This is a genomic window from Enterococcus sp. 9D6_DIV0238 (genome assembly GCF_002174455.2).
Classification (GTDB): Bacteria; Bacillota; Bacilli; order Lactobacillales; family Enterococcaceae; genus Enterococcus_L; species Enterococcus_L dunnyi.
Genome location: NZ_CP147246.1, coordinates 1,261,706 through 1,283,516 on the forward strand (window position 1 = coordinate 1,261,706; position 21,811 = coordinate 1,283,516).

Below are 21,811 nucleotides of genomic sequence, written 5' to 3' on the forward strand. Positions count from 1 at the left end.
CTGCCAACTTTCTTTTACATGATTAGCATAGCGGATTTTATGGGATGTGACAAGAAAATTTTTTCTGCACTGAAATCATAAAAACATGGTAAACTATAGGTAAGTTAAATAAACGAGGTGTAGAAAAATTTATGATTAAATTGATTGCTTCAGACATGGACGGAACATTACTAGATTCAAAAATGGGCATTTCAAAGGACAATGCTTCAGCGATACGTGAGGCAGAACGTCTTGGGATCGAATTTATGGTTGCTACAGGCCGAGCCTATACAGAAGCCAAACCAGCATTGGACGAAGCTGGGATCGAATGTGCGATGATCACTTTGAATGGTGCAAAAGTCTTTGATAAAGCTGGAAACTCACTTTTTACAGCAGGAATCGAAAAGGGAACGACAGCTGAAATCATGGATATCCTAGATGCAAATAATGTATATTTTGAAGTTTCCACCAATAAAGGTATTTTTTCAGCACATCAAGAAAAAAGAATCGAAAATTTTGCCGCCCATATTGCAACGACCATGCCTCATTTGACCTATAAAGTGGCTATTGCGATGGCAGCAGCTCATCTATCCTTACTAGATGTCAATTATATCGAAGATATTCGTTCTCTGCTGGCGCAAGAGGATATAGAGATTTTAAAAATCATCGGTTTCAGTATGGAAGGACCGACCGTTTTAGGACCAACAAGCACTCAAATTAGACAGTTACCTGATCTGGTTGTTACCTCTTCTGCCCAAAACAATATCGAGGTCAATCATAAAAACGCACAAAAGGGCATTGCTGTTGCTCATGTAGCAAAAGACCGCGGTATCTCTGAAAAGGAAGTTATGACGATCGGTGATAATTTTAATGATGTCAGTATGCTTCAATGGGCCGGTGTTAGTTTTGCCATGGGAAATGCAGAACTCGAAGTGAAAGATCACGCCAAATATGTCACATCGACCAACTTGGAAAATGGCGTTGGCGAAGCTATTTTAAGAGCAATCAGAGAAGACTTATAACGTTTCTCTCAGTCAGACAACAATGAAAAGAGGTGAGAGATGGTGTCTGAGTTTTTTATACAAGAACAACAACTAAGCAATATCACGAGAACACTTGTCAAAGATGAAGATGGTAAATCTCTTTACCTACTTGTCGGACGCTGGGGAACTCGAGGCGATGCCCTTTCATTATATGCAATGAGCGGGGAGCTTGTCGCAAGTATCAAACAAACCTCTTTTATGTTCGGTTCACGCTTTGAACTGTATAAAGGCTTTAAAAAAGTCGGTGTTTTACGAAAAATCCTAAACTTAAACGCTGACTTCTACTACATCCAGCACTTACATTGGACTGTCTCAGGTGATATAAAAAATCATCATTACTCCATCTATCAAATGAATCATAAAATCATGGAAATGAGTAAAGCAACTCTTTTTACTGGAGATTACTTCAACTTGAATGTAGTTGATGATGACGATGCCCCTCTTTGTATTTGTATTGCTGCTGTTCTCGATTACTGGCTATATAATAAAAAAAAGAATAATGGGCGTAAACCAATTATGGGTCTGGGTACCTGTCAGTAGTTTGACACAACTAAAAAAATCAGCGATTTTTACTCGCTGATTTTTTTTTGCATATGATCATATACATGTCCGCTGATCATCATTTCTGCCACATCTTTAAATCCTTTACGGCTATATAATTTTTTCGCATTAGGATTTGCTTTATCTACACTCAAGCCAATGATTTCTTTTCCATCTCGTTTAGCGATCTGCGGCAATGCATCTAATAATTTCGAGCCGATACCTAATCCACGATATTTTTCATTTACTGAAATTGAATCAAGGTACCATTCATTCGGTAATGTTTCAGGATCAACAAAAATCCTAATTTCTTCATCTAAATTATGTTTACGCAAAACCTTCTTCAAAGGTTCATCGATCACAGGTTCATCTTCATTCGGATAACCAAAGGCGATTCCCGCGACTTGTCCCTCATGCTCATATACTAAGCCTCGTTGATACCCATACCGATACGTCGGATCAGCTGAAGCTTCAGCTAAAACAGATAAAATGGTTTCCTCAGGAACAATGTCCAATAATGGCAATTCCATGTCTTTCAAAATAACTAAGATCAACGGAGCAATAGCTTTTCCGTCTTCTTTTGTTGCAAAACGAATCATTGTTATTCCTCTCTTTCTATAAAGCAGTGTACCATTTATGAAAAATTAATGCATTACATTCTATTGCTTTCTAATTTCTTTTAAATAATTACTTGTTTATTTAGTTTCATCTTAACAAAAAAAGACACTTCGAAAAGTGTCTTTACGTTCTTATTGAATCGTAACCTTTACATTGTTTCTACGTCCCCAGTTGATACATTGATCGACTGTTGGGAAATGGACATCAATGATATGACCGTTGATTGCACCACCAGTATCTCCGGCAACTGCAAAGCCATAACCTTCCACCTCAACAAATGATCCCAATGGAATCACACTTGGATCAACAGCAATTACATTACTATTTGAACGTAAGTCGATCCCAGTAGCTGTGATATAACCAGATCCAGCTTCTCTCCAAGAGTAAGCAGTTGACTGTACATAAAGTACATTGCCTCCTCCTGTATCGCCGCCTCCAGGGTTTGGATGTTCTTCCGATGGCTCAGATGGCGGTGTTACGACTGGCTGTTCCTCACTACTAGAGCTTGAACTGCTACTTGAATCAGAGGAGCTTGAAGATTCGCTGCTCGTACTTGACGACGCTGCTTCATTAGCTTTTCTCTGTGCTTCTTGAGCTGCTGCTTGCTTTTGGGCTGCTGCTGCTTTTTTCTCATCAGAAATACGTTTTTCTTCTGTTTGCTTTTGACTGGCGATCAACTGTAAAGCTGATTCATTATCCGCTAATTGCTCTTTTAAAGAAGCGACTTGCGCATCCATTGAAGAAGCTTCTTCCTGTAATTTCGCTTCGTTGGTTTGTAACTCTTCTTGCTTGCTCTTTACAGTTTCTTGAAGATCTTTCAATTTTTCTTTGTCTTTAGACAAACTCTCTATCTTATCTTGTTCAGCATTTTGTAAAGTAGTCATTGCAAATGCCTTATTGAAGAAATCTGAGATATTTTCGGCATCTAGCAATACTTGCCACGTCCGATGTTCCCCGCTCAATTGGATATCTTTCATACGATTTCCAACGACTTCTTTCCGGCGTTCAATGCTTTGCTCTGTTATTGTGATTTCTGCTTCAGAATTTTTGATTGTTTCTTCAGCTTTTGAAATATCTACTTTAAGTTTTTCAATTTCAGCGTATTTTTTATTAACATCATTTAAAGCTGTATTGATATCTTTGCTAAGGGATTCTCCCACTTGTTCAGTCTGTGCTTCTTTTTCGTTCAGATCATCTAATGATTCTGCCAAAGCGCCGACTGGAAATCCCACATTCATAACTAAGATAGCAGCTAAAAACGGCATCAATTTTTTTACTTTCACTGAATCCAACACCTTTCCTAACTAAATCCAACTCTATTCATTATACTAATCAATCACGCCTTTATTATTTCAATACTGTTACAATTTGTTACATTTTAACGAAAATGTCGTTTTCACTGTAATATAACTACTGTAAATCCGTACTAATCTATCTATAAAATATAGACTGAAACCCACTTCTATCTAGCTTTTAGCATTAATTGAAACACAACTCTCTACTGTTATATTTAAACTAGCATTATTTCTTATTTTTTCTATTCTTATTGATAATTTCTTTTACTTCAAATGGATTTTTAATATTTTTCAATGTTAAATTAGGGTAATTTTTAATCCAACGCTTTTGATTGAAGCCAATATGTGAAACTAGCTCGTTGATTGACGGTGTATTTTTCAACTCTTCGATCAAAGAAATGCGTTCATTTGACTTCGCTTTTTTTCGTTCAGTCAATTCTTCTGAAATAGATTCTTTCAGCTCAGAAAGATTTGAAGAAAACTCTGTTCTTTTTTCATTTAATTTAGCTGCCAATTCTTCTTTTCTTTCATCCACTGCTGTACTGAGTTGAGTAGTAACTTTTTTGAAAGCTTGCATGTTGATAAGTGTATAGATCAAATCACTAGTGATCATTATCAATAAAATGATCGGCAGTACCAAACCAAAGTGTTTAGCCAAAAAGCCTTCAAATAGTAGCACTTTCGGGTGAACCACTCGCACGATCAAAACACAGCCGATCCCCCAAAACAGCGATACAGGCAAGGCTACACGACCATTTAGGTTCATTGGGACATCCTTATAGTCCCACCAAGACGCATGGAAAAGCTTTTCCAATCCATAACTCGTTAGATACTCTAAAATGGTTACCAGAATGGTTGATAAGATGTATAAAAGCACGATATTTTGTTTGAATGGATCTAAAAAATACAGCACACCTAAAATACCAAAACCATAAATAGGGCAATACGGACCGATCAAAAATCCTCGATAAACAAATTTTCCTGCTTTTAATGAGCAATAAACTGTTTCCCATAACCAACCAATAAATGCGTAAATAAAAAATAGTAAAACGACTTTAATAAATTCATCCATAGATGTTCTCCTTCTAATAGTTAGTACTTTCACAATTATTGTAACAAATAAGTACCGATTAAGGCGAGCAACTTTATTTGCTTTCCAGATTGATATAGAATAGAAGAGAAAATGTTTGTTTAGAAACATGATAAGAAATACAGTAAAATTATGAGATATACTGATCAGTATAAGAAATACTACTTTTGCTGTGAAACACAGTGAATGGAATGGAATGAACTGATGTTAAACAGTACAAGGTGTAGCGAAGCTGAACGTTGTTACTTATAACTTAAGGAGGAGTTCTATGTTAGGTTTACTTAGATTTGCTAAAAAATATCGAAAACAGGTGATCCTTGGGCCTTTTTTTAAATTTTTAGAAGCTTGTTTTGAACTGGTCTTGCCTTTGTTTATGGCTCGCTTGGTCGATCAGGGGATTCGAAATAATGATCAGGGTTATGTCTTGCAAATGGCCGGCTGGATGCTTTTGATGTCTATCATTGGTTTGATCTGTGTCATGATTTGTCAATATTATTCTTCGATCGCCTCGCAAGGCTTTGGCACAGAGTTGAGAAATGCACTCATGAAAAAAATCAATCAGCTCTCTCACGCCGAACTGAATAGTTTCGGTACTGATACCTTGATTACACGCATGACTAACGATATCAATCAACTGCAGCTAGCATTAGCAATGTTGATACGTTTAGTTATTCGAGCTCCTTTTTTAAGTATCGGTTCTGTCATCATGGCTTTTTATATCAATGTTCAAATGGGGTTGATCTTTTTATTGATGCTCCCACTTTTTTGCATTATTCTTTATTTTATTATCAAAACAACTGTTCCATTATATAAGAAAGTTCAAGAAAAACTTGATTTATTAAATCGGCAAATCAGCCAAAACTTAAGCGGTGTTCGTGTAATTCGAGCTTTTTCTAGAAAGCAGACAGAAGAAAAACAGGTCAATAAAGTAACAGATGATCTTGCTTCCATCTATGTACGTGTTTCAAATATTTCCGCCTTATTGACACCTGCGACCACTCTTGTCATGAATCTTGGCATATTAGTATTGCTTTATCTTGGCGGAATAAAGGTCGAGGTTGGCGGACTGCAGCAAGGAGAAGTATTGGCTTTGATCAACTATATGAATCAGATGCTGCTGGCATTGATCGTTGTCTCAAACTTAGTCATTATCTTTACACGAGCTTCTGCTTCTGCTTCAAGAGTCAATGAAGTATTAGCGATCACTCCCAGCATTCAAGAAAAAGTATCCAATGAAACTGACGGCCTTTCTTCACAAGGAATCGTCTTCGATCAGGTTTCATTCCGTTATCACCCTGATGCCGGCTTAGCTTTACAGAATATTAATCTGACGATCCCAAAAAATTCAATTTTAGGGATCACTGGACCAACAGGCGGCGGGAAAAGTACACTTACTCAACTGATTCCGCGATTCTATGATACAAGCGAAGGAAATGTCTATGTCGATGATCTAAATGTGCGCGACTGGTCTATAGAAAAACTACGCAAAAAAATTGCTCTTACACCTCAAACAGCAGTCTTATTTACTGGAACGATCCGTGAAAATCTCCAGTGGGGCAAGGAAAAGGCAACCGATGAAGAATGTTGGCAAGCTCTTGCTACGGCTCAATGTAAAGATTTTGTTGAAAATTTAAGCGAGGGTTTAGACACACTAGTCTATGAAGGCGGAAAGAATTTTTCTGGTGGACAAAAACAACGGCTGACGATTGCTCGGGCTTTGATTCGTAAACCAGATATTTTGATTCTAGATGACTCATTGAGTGCCTTAGATTACCAAACTGACCTAGATTTAAGAACTGCGTTAAAGAAAGACCTGCAAGAAACGACTCTGATCCTGATTTCTCAAAGAATCAGCTCTATTCAACAAGCAGATCAAATCCTAGTCTTAAATAGCGGTAAGCAAGTCGGATTAGGGACACACGAAGAGCTCTTGAATTCTTCTAAAGAATATCAAGAAATTGTCGCTTCACAAGAGGAGGAAAACGGCCATGATGACTAAAAAAAATTCAACTCGTTCTTTTAATCGTTTTCTCCCTTATTTACTAAACTATCCAAAAGAAATAACAGCTGCTACGATTTTAGGTATTTTAAGCGGACTAACGACTGTATTGATGACTTATTATATGGGAAAATCGATCGACACTATGATAGGTTTAGGCAATGTGGATTTTCACAAATTGTTTTATTTACTTAGCTTGCTTGGTGGCATCTTGATCGTGACAGTCATCAGTCAATGGTTGATCCAGCGTTTAGGTAATCGCGTCGCTTATCTTTCTGTAGCTGAACTTAGAAAAGATGCCTTCGCTCATCTGAATCGCCTGCCGCTCAACTACTATGATCAAAATTCACATGGCAATATCGTCAGCCGTTTTACGAATGACATGGATAATATTTCTGTTGCTTGCTCAGCTGTTTTTAACCAGCTATTCTCAGGAATTTCTGTTGTGATCATTGCCTTCTTTTTCATGTTGAAGCTTAGTCTCCTACTCACGATCGTTGTCCTTGTATCAACACCGATCATTTTTCTTGTTAATTGGCTAGTCGCAACCTCTTCACAAAAAAACTTTGCTGAGCAACAAAAAATAGTCGGAGAAATATCCGGATTTGTTTCTGAAATGGTTGGAAATCAAAAAATCGTCAAAGCCTTTCAACAAGAAAATGTTTCTCAGCAACGCTTTGAACAGCTCAATCAACATTTATATGTTCGAGGACAAAAAGCACAGTTTTCTTCTTCGTTAACAAACCCACTTTCACGTTTTGTCGATCATTTGACTTACTTATCGATCGGTCTTGTTGGTGGATTATTACTTTTGAATGGCAACCATACTGTAACCGTCGGTGTGATTTCAAGTTTTACGATCTATTCTAGTCAATTTTCAAAACCTTTTATTGAATTATCTGGAATTACCACTCAAATTCAAACGGCTCTAGCTGGACTGGATCGAACGTTTGATATTATTAGCCAGCCCGAAGAAAAGCCCGATGGCGAACATGCTATTATTTTGACTAGTGCAGTAGGAAAAGTTGTTTTTGATCATGTTGATTTCTCCTATACTCCATCTAAACCACTGATCAAAAATTTTAATTTGGTCGCTAACCCAGGTGAAACGATTGCTATCGTAGGTAAAACCGGAGCAGGAAAGTCCACCTTAGTAAATCTATTGATGCGGTTTTATGATGTAAATAGTGGATCGATTTTAATTGATGGACATCCAATCACACAAATAACGAGAGATAGTTTGCGGAAAAGTTTCGGTATGGTTTTGCAGGATACATGGCTATTTGACAGTACGATCCGTGATAATCTGACTTACGGCAATGCAGACGCAACTGATGAAGAAATCGAGGAAGCCATGAAAAAAGCGTACATCTTTGATTTTGTCACACGTTTGCCACAAGGATTGGATACACTGATCGGTGCAAGCGGCATCAAGATTTCAGAAGGTCAAAGACAATTGATGACAATTGCAAGAACGATGATCAGCAACCCGCCTATGTTGATTCTTGATGAAGCCACTAGTTCAGTCGATACTTTGACAGAGAAAAAGATCCAGGACGCATTTTTGCAAATGATGACTGGTCGTACGAGCTTTGTTATCGCTCATAGATTATCAACAATCAAAAATGCAGATAAAATTTTAGTCATGGATCAAGGAGCAGTCGTTGAGATCGGTAGTCACGACGAACTGATCGAAAAAGAAGATGGTTATTATCATGCATTATACGAAGCTCAATTTAAGAATCAATTGTAATGAATAAAAACCCTTGATCTTTTCTGGGATGTAGAAAAGATCAAGGGTTTTTTTATTTAAAATTTGCTAATGATTTATTCAAAAGTTGTTTATATGGTACTTTATTGCCTAAATAGTAAGTAGCAACTACTTGAATCGGGAAGAAAATAATGTTCTTCAAAATTCTAGGAATCCACCAGGCAATATTTGATAGATTCACCCCATACATCAGTCCTAGCCACAATGGTGTTAAAAATAGATGAATGAGTACTGTTACAAGCAATGTTGCTGTAAAGACACGTTTCCAAGTCAGCTCCTTTTTATAATAGAAGAAACCGTAAATTGCTCCTGAAATAAACGCATTCAGTGTAAATCCAGGGAAATAAGGTCCCTTTGGAAACAACATCATGCCAACTGTGTCAGCAACTGCACTGCCGATCCCTGTCCAAAATGGTCCAAACAAAATTCCCATCAATGATTCTGGAATAAATGTCAGACTGATCCGTAAAAATTGGGTCTCAAACGAAATAAACCGTGTGAAAACCACCATCAACGCGATCAATAAACTCATCAACGTAATGGTTCGTGCATCAATTCTTTTTTTCTTCAATACTAGCATCTCCTCTAAGAGCTGCTACACAAAATATGCAGCGAATGCGAAAACAAAACCGCGTATGATTAGAAAAGCCAGCTCGTGCTTCTTTTACCTCATACTTCGTCCGAAAGGCAACATCCCATCCTTTCAGCACTTGACGCTTTATTTCCTACTCTGTTTTTATTAGGCCGAAGCCTACTTGAAATATAGCATATTCCTTACATTACTGCAATCAATTTTGACTAAAAAGAAAGCGGTTTATTATCTGTTTCATGAACAACATTTCTAAAGTCAGCAAAACCGGCTTGAAGTCCTCTTAATAAAATCTCTGCCGTACCGATATTTGTTGCTAAAGGAATCTCATACACATCACTTAATCTGATCAACGCTGTCACATCTGGTTCGTGCGGCTGAGCAGCCAAAGGATCTCTAAGAAAAATAACCATATCGAGCTTGTCCTCTGAAATCATTGCACCGATTTGCTGATCACCGCCTAGAGGACCAGACTTGAATCGATGAACAGGCAGCCCTGTTGCTTCTGAGATTTTCAAACCCGTAGTTCCTGTAGCAAATAATTCATGTTCTTTCAATATAGGCTGATACGCCAAGGTCAATTTGACCATCAAATCTTTTTTACGGTCATGAGCAATCAATGCTATTTTCATTTTTATCCCCCGATTCTCTTCTTTTTACTATTATAACAAAGTCTTTTAATAAAAAGTTAGAGGAATGATCACACGTTTTGTCATAATGACGAAAAAAAGCTTTTTTTCTTGTGCAACCTTCCGTTGAGTATGTACAGCGCTTTCATTTATACTACATTTATACTAAAAGAGAAAAGAGTGACGACAATGGTGGAAATGGCGTTAAAAAATGTCTATAAAAAATATGATAATGCAGAGAATTATTCTGTAACAGATTTTAACTTAGAGATAGCAGACCGTGAATTTATCGTTTTTGTTGGCCCATCCGGCTGTGGAAAATCAACAACCTTGCGTATGATCGCCGGTTTAGAAGATATCACAGAGGGCGAGCTTTCGATCGGAGATAGAGTCGTGAATGATGTTGCACCAAAAGACCGTGACATCGCGATGGTTTTCCAAAACTATGCACTATACCCTCATATGACTGTTTTTGACAATATGGCTTTCGGATTGAAGCTTCGTAAATACGACAAAGCAGAAATCAAAACACGGGTAGAAAATGCTGCCGAAATATTAGGTCTGACAGAATACTTAAAACGCAAACCCGCTGCCTTATCTGGTGGACAACGTCAACGTGTGGCATTAGGTCGTGCCATTGTACGTGATGCAAAAGTCTTCTTGATGGATGAACCTTTATCCAACTTGGATGCAAAACTGCGTGTTGCCATGCGTGCTGAAATCGCTAAACTACACCGCCGTCTGGAAACAACGACGATTTATGTTACACATGACCAAACAGAGGCAATGACGATGGCAGACCGAATCGTTATCATGAAAGATGGTTTTATTCAACAAATCGGAACGCCAAAAGAAGTTTATAATACACCTAGCAACATGTTTGTTGCTGGCTTCATCGGTTCACCTGCAATGAATTTCTTTAAAGTTACATTGAACAATGGCGTGATCCGAGATGGCCATGGACTTGAATTAAAGATTCCAGAAGGAAAAAACAAATTACTCGTTGAAAAAGGCTATGAAGGAAAAGAAGTCATTTTCGGCATTCGACCTGAAGATATCCACAGTGAACAAGTTGCTTTAGACGCAATGACTGATGCAGTCGTTCGTTCCGAAGTCGTAGTTTCTGAACTTCTAGGTGCTGAAACAATGCTTTATACTAGACTGGGCGATACAGAATTTATTTCTAAAGTTGATGCGCGTGATTTCCACAAACCAGAAGAAATGGTTGATTTAGCATTCAATATCAGTAAAGCACATTTCTTCGATCCTGAATCAGAACAAGTCATTAAGTTACCTTGATTTTGTGATCGTTAAAATAAGAGGATGAGGTAAAACTAGAAAATAGTTTTACCTCATCCTCTTATTTTTGTCTCCTCAACGCACTTGTACTTCTACTTCTTGGGGAAGAATTTGTTGTTTTTCTTTCTCCATTTTTCTAGCCTGACTAAAAATTGGAAGATCAAATTGTTTGCTTAAAGCATTCGCTACAAAATAAGCAATGTTGTAATCGATCAAGCTATGGATCAACCCGCCCAAACCCATCAATAAAAAGATAGAATACATGTACCCTTGTGTATAATAGGTTTCCGGCATATTGCCCATCGTATAAAAAACACTTACTACAGCTAATTCCGCTGCAGAATGTATTAAGCCGATCACTAAGTTGAATAATTGAAAACGTCCATTAAAGAAAACAACCTTATGTTTTGATAAAACGATCGTTGGATGCTTCTGTAGATATAATGCACCTACTGTTGCAAATAACAAATGTGAAAGTGCCCGTAAAGCAATAATCGGCGTCGCAGAAAGGAAAAATCCAAAGCCCGTCCCCAAACTAACTGCGATTGCTACACCCGGTGAAAAAAACATTGCTAAGAAAAGCGGTACATGACTTGCTAAGGTAAATGAAGCGGGACCAATCGTGATTCTTGGCATAACCATAGGGATAATGATACCCATTGCCACTAATAATGCTGCGATCGTTAACTGTCTAACTGATTTTTTTTTCATTGTTCTAAGCTCCTTAAAGGTGTCTTGACACATAGAATGAGTTTATTTTACGTGAAAAAGCCTGAGGTGTCAAGACACATATGCTGAACAAAAAAACATTCATGATTTCATTAGATCGATCATGAATGTTTTTTTAAGTTTATGCACTTGATTATTTTTTCTTATTTTAGAAAAGCCCTACAATTTTCCCATCAGAATCAACATCGATTTTCTCATAAGCTGGTTTTTTCGGCAACCCGGGCATAGTCATGATAGTTCCCGTATAGGCAACGATAAATCCAGCTCCTGCGGATATTTTGATGTTACTGATAGTAACAGTAAAGTCTGTCGGCCGTCCTAATTTCGTTTGATCATCAGACAGCGAATATTGGGTTTTGGCCATACAAATCGGTAAATATCCAAATCCTAGTTTTTCTAATTTAGCAATTTCACGTTCCGCAAGTGGTTCATATTGTACGCCTTTACCGCCGTAAACTTTCTCTACGATCGCACTGATTTTCTCTTTGATCGAATACTCATCTGGATAGGTAAAAGAAAAATGATTTTCTTGGTCTGCTAAACGAACAACTTCGCGAGCTAGCTCTTCACCGCCTGCACCACCATTAGCCCAAACATCAGAAAGAACTACGTTTACCTCTCGTTTTTTACATTCTGCTTCAACTAAAGCTAATTCAGCATCTGTATCCGTCGGAAACTTATTGATCGCAACTACTGTTGGTAAGCCAAAAACAGTGGTTGTATTTTCGATATGCTTAAGTAAATTCGGCAAACCTTTTTCCAACGCATCGATGTCTTCTGTTCCCAGTTGATCTTTTGGCACACCACCATGCATTTTCAATGCGCGAACTGTTGCGACTACAACGACTGCTGAAGGACGAATTCCTGATTTACGGCACTTGATGTCAATGAACTTTTCCGCACCTAGATCTGCACCGAATCCTCCTTCTGTCACAACATAATCTGCCAATTTTCTAGCCGTATTTGTTGCGATCACGCTATTACAGCCATGAGCAATATTAGCAAACGGACCGCCATGGATCAACGCTGGATTGTTTTCTAACGTCTGAACCAGATTCGGTTTGATGGCATCTTTCAGTAAAGCGGTCATTGCTCCTTGTGCATTCAATTCTCTTACGGTGACTGGTTGATTATCATACGTATAACCAATGATAATATTTGCAAGATTTGTTTTTAGATCTTCAATATCATTCGATAAACATAGTACCGCCATGATTTCTGAAGCAACCGTGATCTCAAAACCATCTTCTCTAGGAACCCCATTCACACGTGCACCCAGTCCGTCAACAATATGTCTCAATTGACGATCATTCATATCTACTGCTCTTTTCCAAGTGATTCTGCGGTTGTCTATGCCCAGCTCATTGCCTTGGAAAATATGATTATCGATGATTGCCGCCAGTAAGTTATTTGCCGCACCGATCGCATGGAAATCACCTGTAAAATGTAGATTGATGTCTTCCATCGGGATCACCTGAGCATAGCCGCCACCTGCAGCACCACCTTTGATCCCGAAAACAGGACCTAAAGAAGGTTCTCTCAATGCAATGATCGTCTCTTTACCAATTCGATTCAACGCATCTCCTAAGCCAACGACAGTCGTTGTTTTTCCTTCGCCTGCTGGTGTTGGTGTGATTGCTGTAACTAAAATGACTTTTCCTTCTTTATTTTGGGAGATCTGATCAACATCGATCTTTGCTTTGTATTTTCCATATAATTCAAACTGATTTTCATTTAATCCAATCTTTTCAGCGATTTCTGTCACTGGTCGCATCGTTGCTTCTTGTGCGATTTCGATATCTGTTTTGACCATTTTGACCCTCCATTTTTTGATTTGATTTCGTTTATTTTTTCAACCAGCTCACTGCTGTATCAAAATAAACTTTTGCTCCTTCTTTTAAAATCGACTCATCAAAAACGATGGCAGGATTATGCAAATTGATATTTTCTTCTGATGCGACTAAAAGAACCGTTGCTGTTGGAATCAATTGACTGATTTCGCCAAAATCCTCGCTTCCCATCAATGGTGTTGAGATAGGAATATCTACGATTCGTTCTGCGCCAAACGTTTCTGTCAGTGAGTCTTTGGTAAAGGCTGAAAGTTCAGGATCATTGACATTGGTGGTACATCCATTCGTAAAGACGACCTCTGCTTCTGCACGAAATGCTTTGGCAATATTTTCTGCGATCGCTATCATTCGTTCTTTGACCTGCACACGTACATCTTCTTTCAATGTTCTTAATGTGCCCTTCATCACAGTCGTTTCAGGAATGATATTCGAAGCTCCTGGTGTTCCTCCTGTGAATTCACCGATCGTCAATACAAATCGTTCTTCTGAGCCGATCTCTCTTGCAGAAAGCTCCTGTAAAGCAGTATAGATATGCACAGCTACATTGATTGGATCGATCGATGTTTCCGGTTGAGAACCATGACCGCCCCGTCCTTTAATATTGATCTCAAACCAGTCAGCACTTGCCATGAAGGTTCCCCCTGGCGTCGGCATGATTTGTCCAACTTTTAGCGTGCTGAAAGGAAAGACATGCATCATCATTCCTGCATCCACTTTAGGATTTTCTAACACACCATTTTCGATACAAACTTTTGATCCTGAAAGAATCTCTTCTCCAGGCTGGAACAATAGTTTTACTTGCCCTTCAAGATCATCTTCAAACTCTTTTAGGATTTTTGCGGCACCCAAGAGCATCGTTGTGTGCATATCATGCCCACAAGCATGCATATAGTCATTTTCAGATTTAAAAGACAAATCAGTCAGTTCCTTAATCGGCAAAGCATCCATATCTCCACGTAATAAAAATGTTTTTCCCGGCTTTTTCCCGGCAACAACCGTAATTCCTGATTCCCCGCACGATTGGGGGTCATATCCATACTCTGTCAGTTTTTCTTTCACGAACGCAACGGTTTTAGGTAATTCCAGCCCAATCTCTGGGTTTTGATGCAAATGTCTTCTGATTTCGACCAGTTCTTCTTGTAATCCATCAGCAAATAATGTTTGTTTTTCTGTTAGCATTTATTTTTCTCCTTTTCTTTTGATCCGATGTGACTTTAACTGATATACATAGATCAATCGAGCGACGCATTGATCTTATCGTAAACAACCAAAAACAACAGATAAAACGTTAAACCTATCATACCAAACCGATGCGTCATTTTTCCAGTCTATTTTTTAGGCATGGTGTGGATACTGTGTCCTGTTAAAAGCTCATAGGCTTCACCAACGCCTTCATTGTACGTTGGATGAGGATGAATGATCGTCGTCACTTGATCGATGGTCAAGCCATTTGCGATAGCTGTCGCAAACTCACTGATCATATCTGTCGCACGCTCACACATTAGATGAGCACCGATGATTTTATCACTTTGGGCTTCTGCGATGACTTTGATAAAACCTAAAGAAGAACCTGCAATGATCGTTTTTCCGTTGCCGGCCATCGGATATTTACCGAGTTTGATCGAAATTCCCTGTTCTTTTGCCTGTGCCTCTGTTATTCCGACTGAAGCGATCTCTGGCGTCGTATACACACAAGATGGAACTAAGTCCAAATCATAGACACCTGCCTTTTGATTCATTGCCATCACAGCATTCACTCCTTGAGCAGAAGCTAGATGTGCTAATTGCATACCACGGCTGGCAACATCACCGATCGCATAAATGCCTTTAACAGATGTTTCAAAGGTTTCATTGACCCAAATCGCCTGTTTATCAAGCTCAACAGCAAAACCTTCGGCAAACAGTCCATCAAATGCAGCTTTACGACCTGTTGCGATCAGTACGGCGTCCCCTTCTGCACTCATTTCTTTGCCTTTTGAAGTGAATGTACAGGTCAACAGCTCATCTTTAGTGAGCGATGCAACACTGGATTTAGTAAAGATCTTGATTCCTTGCTTTTTCAGGATCAATGCTAATTTCTTGGAAATCTCACTATCAAAATTTGGTAAAAGCGTGTCAGCAGCCTCAATGATCGTAACATCACAGCCTAGATCATTAAAAATCGAAGCAAACTCGACACCGATCACACCTCCACCGATAATGACCAACTGCTTATATTGATTTGACTGAGCCAAAAGTTCATTACTCGTCAAAACACCAGGTAAATCACTTCCAGGTATAGGCGGAATCGCTGGTTTTGAGCCAGTTGCAATCAAGATCTTATCTGTTTCATAAGTTTCTCCTGAAACTCTGACTTTATCTTTTGCAATGATTTCGCCGCGTCCCATGATCAAGTCCACTTTGTTTGCCTTGACTAGTGCTTCGACTCCTTGAACCAATTGATCGACTACTTGATCTTTTTTTTGATAGATACTATCCATGTCAAGAGTGATATTGTCGATGTGAATGCCGATTTCCTCTGACTGCTTGATCGTTCTAACTGTCTCAGCAGAATGCAGCAAAGATTTCGTCGGGATACAGCCTCGATTCAAGCATGTCCCGCCAACTCTTTGCTCTTCAACAAGTGCTACTTTCATGTCCAACTGAGCAGCCTTGATTGCTGCTACATAGCCTCCAGGTCCTGCTCCAACAACAATTAAATCATACCTCACCCTTTTCACTCCCTTCCTTATTCTTTAGAAAAATCATAACGAACGATTGGATGCCGCGCCGCTCTCACTTCATCTACACGATGAATTTGAGCATGGAGCGGATAATTATGGAAGTCCTCTGGATTTTCATGCGCCGCTTCATATAATTTGCGGTAAACAGAGATGGCGTCATCGATCCGTTCTTTTGATTCTGTTTCAGGAGGCTCTACCATCAATGCTTCAGGTACCGTCAATGGGAAATACATGGTCGGCGGATACATTTTATGATCCAATATTCCTTTAGCAACATCTAAAGCTGTAACACCCGTTTCTTTTTTCAATCGATCTAAGCTGATCACAAACTCATGCATACACGTATCGCCATATGGTACTTCAAATATATCTTTCAATTCATGAAGCATGTAATTTGCATTTAAAACTGCTCCTTTAGATGCTGAGGAGATCCCTTCAGAGCCTAAAAATAAAATGTAAGTCAACGCACGTAAAAAGACAGAAAATTGACCATAAAAGCCTTTGACTTGTCCAATAGAATCTGTCGGTTCAGTAAAGACGATTTGTTCTCCTTGTTGAACTGGATAAAAATTGGGTAAAAGTGATTTCAAAATATCTTTACAGCCTACCGCACCAGAGCCTGGTCCGCCACCGCCATGCGGTGTTGAGAATGTTTTATGCAAATTTAAATGAATGATATCAAAGCCCATATCGCCTGGTCTGGCAACGCCCATGATCGCATTTAAATTTGCGCCGTCATAGTAATTTAAGCCGCCAGCATCATGAACGATTTTCGTGATTTCTAAAATATTTTTATCAAAAATACCAGCAGTATTCGGATTCGTCAGCATCAATCCGGCCGTATCTTCACCGACCGCATCTTTCAATGCCTCTATATCCACACATCCATATTCATCCGACGGAATATTGACTGTGATCATACCAGTCATTGCCACACTAGCAGGATTTGTACCATGAGCAGAGTCAGGAACGATGATTTTATTTCGTTGGGGCTGTCCATTTTTTTCATGGTAAGCTTTGATCATCAACAAGCTGGTAAATTCTCCGTGGGCTCCTGCAGCTGGTTGGAAAGTGATCGCATCCATCCCAGTGATTTCTTTCAGAAGCTTTTCAGTCATAGTAAAAACTTCTAAAGAACCTTGGACTGTTCGTTCCGGCTGTAGCGGGTGGATATTGGCGAAAGCTGGGAATGCCGCCATTTCATCGTTGATTTTTGGATTGTATTTCATCGTACAAGAACCTAGCGGATAAAATCCATCATTGATCCCAAAAGTCGCATTCGCCAGCTCAGTATAGTGACGGCTGATTTCAGGCTGCGGCAAAGATGGTAAATGTAATTCTTTTTCTCTTTTCATCGTTTCTGGCAATTCAACAACAGGCACATCACAAGAGGAAATCATTTCGTTATAATAGCCTTCAACACTTCGTTCAAAAATCAATTTCATGACTGGCATGCCTCCTTCACTAGTGCTGCTACTTCATCCATCTGCTCTTTTGTATTCATTTCTGTCACACACCATAGCAACCCTTTTTCAGTAGGATAGCCACCTAAAATATCGTGTTCTTCTAATTTAGCAAGAACGAGGTCTTCTGAAACAGGTAATGTAGTGACAAACTCATGGAAAAATGGCGCATCATTTGCCAGCTGAACACCTGCTATTTTACTTAATTGATCTGCTAAATAATGTGCTTTACTGTAACATTGTGTAGCAACTTCCTGAATGCCCTTGGCACCCATCGTGCTCATATAGGCTGCATTCGTCAATGCACACAAGGCTTGGTTGGAACAAATATTAGAAGCTGCTTTTTCTCTGCGGATATGCTGTTCTCTCGCTTGTAAAGTCAAAACAAAGGCGCGATCTCCAGCTTCATCTACTGTTTCACCCGCGATTCGACCAGGAAGTTTTCTGATCATTTTTTCTTTCGTCGCAATAAAACCGATATAAGGTCCGCCAAAAGCTAGCGGCAAGCCAAATGGCTGTGAGTCGCCTACGGCAATATCTGCATTGACTTCTCCAGCTGATTTTAAAACTGTACTGGCAACAGGATTTACACTCATGATGAATTTTGCTTTTGCTTCATGAACTAACCCTTCGATTTCTTCCACTGCTTCGATACCACCGTAATAATTCGGCTGTTGAACGATAAAGCAGGCTGTTGTTTCATCTAAGGCTTCTTTTAAAGCGGCCAAATCTGTTAATCCATCCTTCTCAGGGATCATCACAAACTCGATATCTCTAGAGCTAAAATAAGTGATCGCTGTTTGGACGGTCATCAGATTAGTCGTCTCGGAGATCAAGACCTTCAGCCTTTTTTTCTCTAAGCACATATTGATCCCTTCTGCCGTCGCTGTTGCACCGTCATAAACTGAAGCATTTGTTGCATCCATCCCTGTGATTTCACAAATCATTGTTTGGTATTCAAAAATGGATTGCAGCAACCCCTGACTGATTTCCGGCTGATAGGGTGTATAAGATGTGACAAACTCTTCTTTAGCTGCGATTTGTTTGACGATAGCAGGGATATAATGGTTATAAGCGCCTGCTCCACGAAAGACTTTAGAGAATACTTTATTTTTCCGTCCCATATTCTCTATGATACTGCGTACTTCAAATTCTGATTTCCCAGCAGGAATATCAAGTTTTTCTACCAGCATTTCCTTTGGGATCGATTGGTACAGTTCGTTCATTGAGTTGAGCCCGATTTTTTCCAGCATGTCTTTTTGCTGTTGCTCTGTTGATCCAAGATAATTTCCCATGAATTAAGCCTCCTCAGATTCCTCGCAGAATTTCTTATACTCCTCAGCTGTTAATAAATCTTCGACTTCCTTGATTTCTTCGACTTCGATCAGCCAAGAATCTAATGGCGCTGAATTGATCAATTCAGGGCTGTCTAAAAGTTCTTCGTTCACAGCAGACACAGTACCTGTCAATGGAGAATATGCTTCTGAAACAGCTTTAACTGACTCGATATCAGCAAAGGATTCTTCTTTAGTGACTTCGTCTCCTTCATCTGGAAGATCGATAAAGACGATGTCTCCTAATTGATCCTGCGCATAATCAGATAAACCGATTTTTACTTTGTCTCCTTCAAAAAGGACCCATTCATGTGATTTTGAAAATTTCAATTCTTCTACTTTTGCCATTCTAACCGTCTCCTCTAGTCAAATTATTTTTTTACAAATGGAATCTCTACAACTTCAGCTGCAATTTTCTTACCTCTAACTTCAACTTCGATCGATGAACCGATTTCTACAAGACCTTTATCCACAAGCGCCATGGCACAGGCTTTATTCACATAAGGACACATCGTTCCTGATGTAGTTGTGCCGATTTCCAGTCCATTGAAATACACAGGTGCTCCTTCACGCACGATTCCCCGTTCAGTCAATATTAAACCGATGCGAGTGATGCTTGGTTCACCTTTTTCCTCTAAAGCTTTTTTTCCGATGAACGCTTCTTTTTTCATCTTCACCGCAAAGCTTAGATCTGTTTCAAATGGAGTGATTTCATCATTCATTTCGTGACCATAAAGCGGCATCCCTGCTTCTAAACGCAAGGTATCACGTGCACCTAGACCGCAAGGAACAAGTCCAAATTTTTCGCCTGTTTCCAATAATAAATCCCATAGTTTAACTCCATCTTCAGCAGAGCAATATAATTCATAGCCGAATTCTCCTGTGTAGCCCGTTCTGGATAAGAGGCAAGTGATTCCGCCCACATTAGCATGCTCAACAAAACTATAATATTTTTTTGGAATATCTTTTTCAGCAGTCAGCTTTTCAATGATTTCTTTTGAATTAGGACCCTGTAAAGCGATTTGAACGAATGAATCCGACTGATCTGAAAAGTCAACTTCACCAAACAAATGCTGCTTCATCCAAGCAACATCTTTTTCTCTGTTCGCTGCATTGACTACAAGTAGATATTTATCCTCACTGCATTTATATACCAAAAGGTCATCGATGACTCCGCCATTTTCGTTACACATCAAGGTATAGCGGACCCGACCTATTTCTAAATTAGTAAAATCATTGGTTAAAACATATTGCAAATTCGCTAAAGCATCTTTTCCTTCATACACGACTTCTCCCATATGGGAAACATCAAATAGACCAACTTGGTTACGAACCGCCAAGTGCTCTTTGATCACGCCTGTTTTTGCATATTGTACAGGTAACATGTAGCCTGCGAAAGAAACCATTTTTCCGCCAGCTTTTACATGCGCATCATATAAGGGTGTTTTTAGATCCATCTTCATACTCCTTTACGTTTTATTTTTTCCATCTGTTTTTCACACTGATTTTATTGACACCTCCATACTGAAATGAGTATATAAAAACAGAGGAACAGGCACCTTAAAAAAGTGCCTGTTCCTCTGTACAAAACCTGAGAGATTCGTCTTCTCATCGAAGAGTTGCTCCTTCGGTGCCTATGCTTTCCAGAGTGATGTCCAATTACGGTCCGTTTACCTGAGATCTTCATAATAAAGGGTGCGCCAATTATTATTTATTCCTTCGGTGCTGTCAGTCAGTCTCTCCCGTAATTTTCTTCCATCAAATCTATTTTAACTTCTATGTTTTTAACGTTGAGATAAATAAACGAACGCCTATACTTAAAATTTACCATAGATCCATTTTTTATCCCAATCATTCTCCTTTTAGCTTAAAACTTTTTTGCCATTGTCTGATACGCATGTTTCATATTCAAAGTAAAATATTGCGGAATCGTTGCCTTCTCTAAATATTCGTCTAAAGATAATGTTTGAATCATACGATTTTCATACAAATGAATATACATAACTTTTTTCTCGCAATCATAAGCGCTTGTATACTGTGTATACTGAACGTCTTTCTCCGAAGTCACTTTCACCACTCCTTTTGGAATATCAAAGCTGTTCAAAAGATGAAAGATTTGTTCGATCACCAGATCATCGCTTACTGGTGCTGTAAAATGCTTTAAATACGCTGCTCGGATAAAACGTGATTGCGGGGTATAATCTCCTGGCAAGCCGCGCATACCAGAACCTTTACCGTTAGAAAAAATGTGCAAATCTCCCATTTGAATATCACTTGCCATCTGGTCACTAAGTCCAACATAATTTTGAAGATTGATTAAATGCCAGTCAAATTTAGGGCTATTTGTAAATACCCCAACTGGATTATCATACACTTCATAACCACCTTCGACGGAAGGTTCAACAACAACAGATGCACCCGTTCCATCTTGGAATACATAATGTTGAGGAATACCCAACTGATTGTCCACGATCGCGATTGCCGTATCTTGATTCACCCGCTCTTTGATTTCCTGAACAGAGGCATAATTCGTCAACGCATATGTCACAAATTCCGCACCGGCTAGAGGAAGCTTGCCAGCTGAGCGAATCTTTTCTTCTTCAATATAACGATTATAATTGCCAAAATAAAAGGAACCGCCCATCAATCCTTTTTCGTTCACCCCATCTATCAACAATGGATTTTCAGCAAGTGCTACACCCATTGCAGCATAACGGGTCATAAAACGATCAAGTGATACTTTTATTTCATAATCTTTGGGAATAATCGCTCCTTCATAATCCAGCAAAAGATTGAATTCCTGCGTACGTCCCCAATAATGATTTCCTTCTTTTGATTCTACCGAAATTCCTGTACACAT

Annotated in this window: 19 protein-coding genes and 2 riboswitches; of the genes, 5 read left to right on the forward strand and 14 right to left on the reverse strand. The window is 39.0% G+C overall.

Annotation, left to right across the window (positions count from 1 at the left end):
* Positions 1-131: 131 nt before the first annotated feature.
* Complete coding sequence (locus tag A5889_RS06025; protein ID WP_087640985.1) at positions 132-1,001, forward strand: Cof-type HAD-IIB family hydrolase; 870 nt, start codon at positions 132-134, stop codon at positions 999-1,001.
* 42 nt (positions 1,002-1,043) lie between these two features.
* A complete protein-coding gene (locus A5889_RS06030) occupies positions 1,044-1,562 on the forward strand; it encodes an LURP-one-related/scramblase family protein (RefSeq protein WP_176372860.1) in 519 nt (172 codons plus the stop codon).
* Positions 1,563-1,591: 29 nt separating this feature from the next.
* On the opposite strand, the gene A5889_RS06035 is transcribed toward A5889_RS06030, so the two are convergent.
* From A5889_RS06035 to A5889_RS06045, 3 genes are all read right to left on the reverse strand, one after another.
* Positions 1,592-2,161 (reverse strand): GNAT family N-acetyltransferase, encoded by a 570-nt coding sequence (locus A5889_RS06035; protein ID WP_087640983.1) that lies wholly within the window; start codon positions 2,159-2,161, stop codon positions 1,592-1,594.
* 150 nt (positions 2,162-2,311) lie between these two features.
* Positions 2,312-3,475 carry a 3D domain-containing protein gene (locus A5889_RS06040; RefSeq protein ID WP_422389711.1) on the reverse strand — a complete coding sequence of 388 codons (1,164 nt, stop codon included), beginning with the start codon at positions 3,473-3,475 and terminating at the stop codon, positions 2,312-2,314.
* Positions 3,476-3,701: 226 nt separating this feature from the next.
* Positions 3,702-4,547: a putative ABC transporter permease gene (locus A5889_RS06045; protein ID WP_207114620.1), complete on the reverse strand. Its 846-nt coding sequence runs from the start codon at positions 4,545-4,547 to the stop codon at positions 3,702-3,704.
* Between the two features lie 286 nt (positions 4,548-4,833).
* Between A5889_RS06045 and A5889_RS06050 the strand changes: the two genes are divergently transcribed.
* Both A5889_RS06050 and A5889_RS06055 read left to right on the forward strand, forming a co-directional pair.
* Positions 4,834-6,564: an ABC transporter ATP-binding protein gene (locus A5889_RS06050; RefSeq protein WP_087640980.1), complete on the forward strand. Its 1,731-nt coding sequence runs from the start codon at positions 4,834-4,836 to the stop codon at positions 6,562-6,564.
* Entirely contained in the window at positions 6,554-8,317 is a 1,764-nt protein-coding gene (locus A5889_RS06055) for an ABC transporter ATP-binding protein (protein WP_087640979.1), read from the forward strand. Before A5889_RS06050 ends, A5889_RS06055 begins: the two co-directional genes overlap by 11 nt.
* A 52-nt stretch (positions 8,318-8,369) precedes the next feature.
* On the opposite strand, the gene A5889_RS06060 is transcribed toward A5889_RS06055, so the two are convergent.
* Both A5889_RS06060 and mgsA read right to left on the reverse strand, forming a co-directional pair.
* Positions 8,370-8,915 (reverse strand): folate family ECF transporter S component, encoded by a 546-nt coding sequence (locus A5889_RS06060; protein WP_176372831.1) that lies wholly within the window; start codon positions 8,913-8,915, stop codon positions 8,370-8,372.
* Between the two features lie 27 nt (positions 8,916-8,942).
* A riboswitch (THF riboswitch) is annotated at positions 8,943-9,070 on the reverse strand.
* A gap of 63 nt (positions 9,071-9,133) precedes the next feature.
* Entirely contained in the window at positions 9,134-9,556 is a 423-nt protein-coding gene (gene mgsA, locus A5889_RS06065) for a methylglyoxal synthase (RefSeq protein ID WP_087640977.1), read from the reverse strand.
* A 186-nt stretch (positions 9,557-9,742) separates the two neighbouring features.
* Here mgsA and A5889_RS06070 point away from each other — a divergent pair, with 186 nt between their 5' ends.
* The gene (locus A5889_RS06070) at positions 9,743-10,852 is read left to right on the forward strand and encodes an ABC transporter ATP-binding protein (protein WP_087640976.1); all 1,110 of its coding nucleotides are present in this window, start codon (positions 9,743-9,745) and stop codon (positions 10,850-10,852) included.
* Positions 10,853-10,927: 75 nt separating this feature from the next.
* Here A5889_RS06070 and A5889_RS06075 read toward each other — a convergent pair whose 3' ends face one another.
* From A5889_RS06075 to A5889_RS06115, 9 genes are all read right to left on the reverse strand, one after another.
* Positions 10,928-11,563 (reverse strand): hypothetical protein, encoded by a 636-nt coding sequence (locus A5889_RS06075; protein WP_087640975.1) that lies wholly within the window; start codon positions 11,561-11,563, stop codon positions 10,928-10,930.
* 166 nt (positions 11,564-11,729) lie between these two features.
* Positions 11,730-13,394, reverse strand: a complete 1,665-nt coding sequence (locus tag A5889_RS06080; protein ID WP_087640974.1) for a formate--tetrahydrofolate ligase — start codon at positions 13,392-13,394, stop codon at positions 11,730-11,732.
* 31 nt (positions 13,395-13,425) lie between these two features.
* Positions 13,426-14,610, reverse strand: a complete 1,185-nt coding sequence (locus tag A5889_RS06085; protein WP_087640973.1) for a M20 metallopeptidase family protein — start codon at positions 14,608-14,610, stop codon at positions 13,426-13,428.
* A gap of 149 nt (positions 14,611-14,759) precedes the next feature.
* The gene (lpdA, locus tag A5889_RS06090; protein ID WP_087640972.1) at positions 14,760-16,142 is read right to left on the reverse strand and encodes a dihydrolipoyl dehydrogenase; all 1,383 of its coding nucleotides are present in this window, start codon (positions 16,140-16,142) and stop codon (positions 14,760-14,762) included.
* Between the two features lie 17 nt (positions 16,143-16,159).
* Entirely contained in the window at positions 16,160-17,599 is a 1,440-nt protein-coding gene (gcvPB, locus tag A5889_RS06095; RefSeq protein WP_087640971.1) for an aminomethyl-transferring glycine dehydrogenase subunit GcvPB, read from the reverse strand.
* Positions 17,596-18,912 (reverse strand): aminomethyl-transferring glycine dehydrogenase subunit GcvPA, encoded by a 1,317-nt coding sequence (gene gcvPA / locus A5889_RS06100; RefSeq protein WP_087640970.1) that lies wholly within the window; start codon positions 18,910-18,912, stop codon positions 17,596-17,598. The genes gcvPB and gcvPA overlap by 4 nt, the downstream gene beginning before the upstream one ends.
* 3 nt (positions 18,913-18,915) lie before the next feature.
* Entirely contained in the window at positions 18,916-19,299 is a 384-nt protein-coding gene (gcvH, locus tag A5889_RS06105) for a glycine cleavage system protein GcvH (RefSeq protein ID WP_087640969.1), read from the reverse strand.
* A 23-nt stretch (positions 19,300-19,322) separates the two neighbouring features.
* Positions 19,323-20,408 (reverse strand): glycine cleavage system aminomethyltransferase GcvT, encoded by a 1,086-nt coding sequence (gcvT, locus tag A5889_RS06110; RefSeq protein ID WP_087640968.1) that lies wholly within the window; start codon positions 20,406-20,408, stop codon positions 19,323-19,325.
* 195 nt (positions 20,409-20,603) lie between these two features.
* Positions 20,604-20,706, reverse strand: a riboswitch (glycine riboswitch).
* A gap of 112 nt (positions 20,707-20,818) precedes the next feature.
* A complete protein-coding gene (locus A5889_RS06115; protein WP_087640967.1) occupies positions 20,819-21,811 on the reverse strand; it encodes a linear amide C-N hydrolase in 993 nt (330 codons plus the stop codon).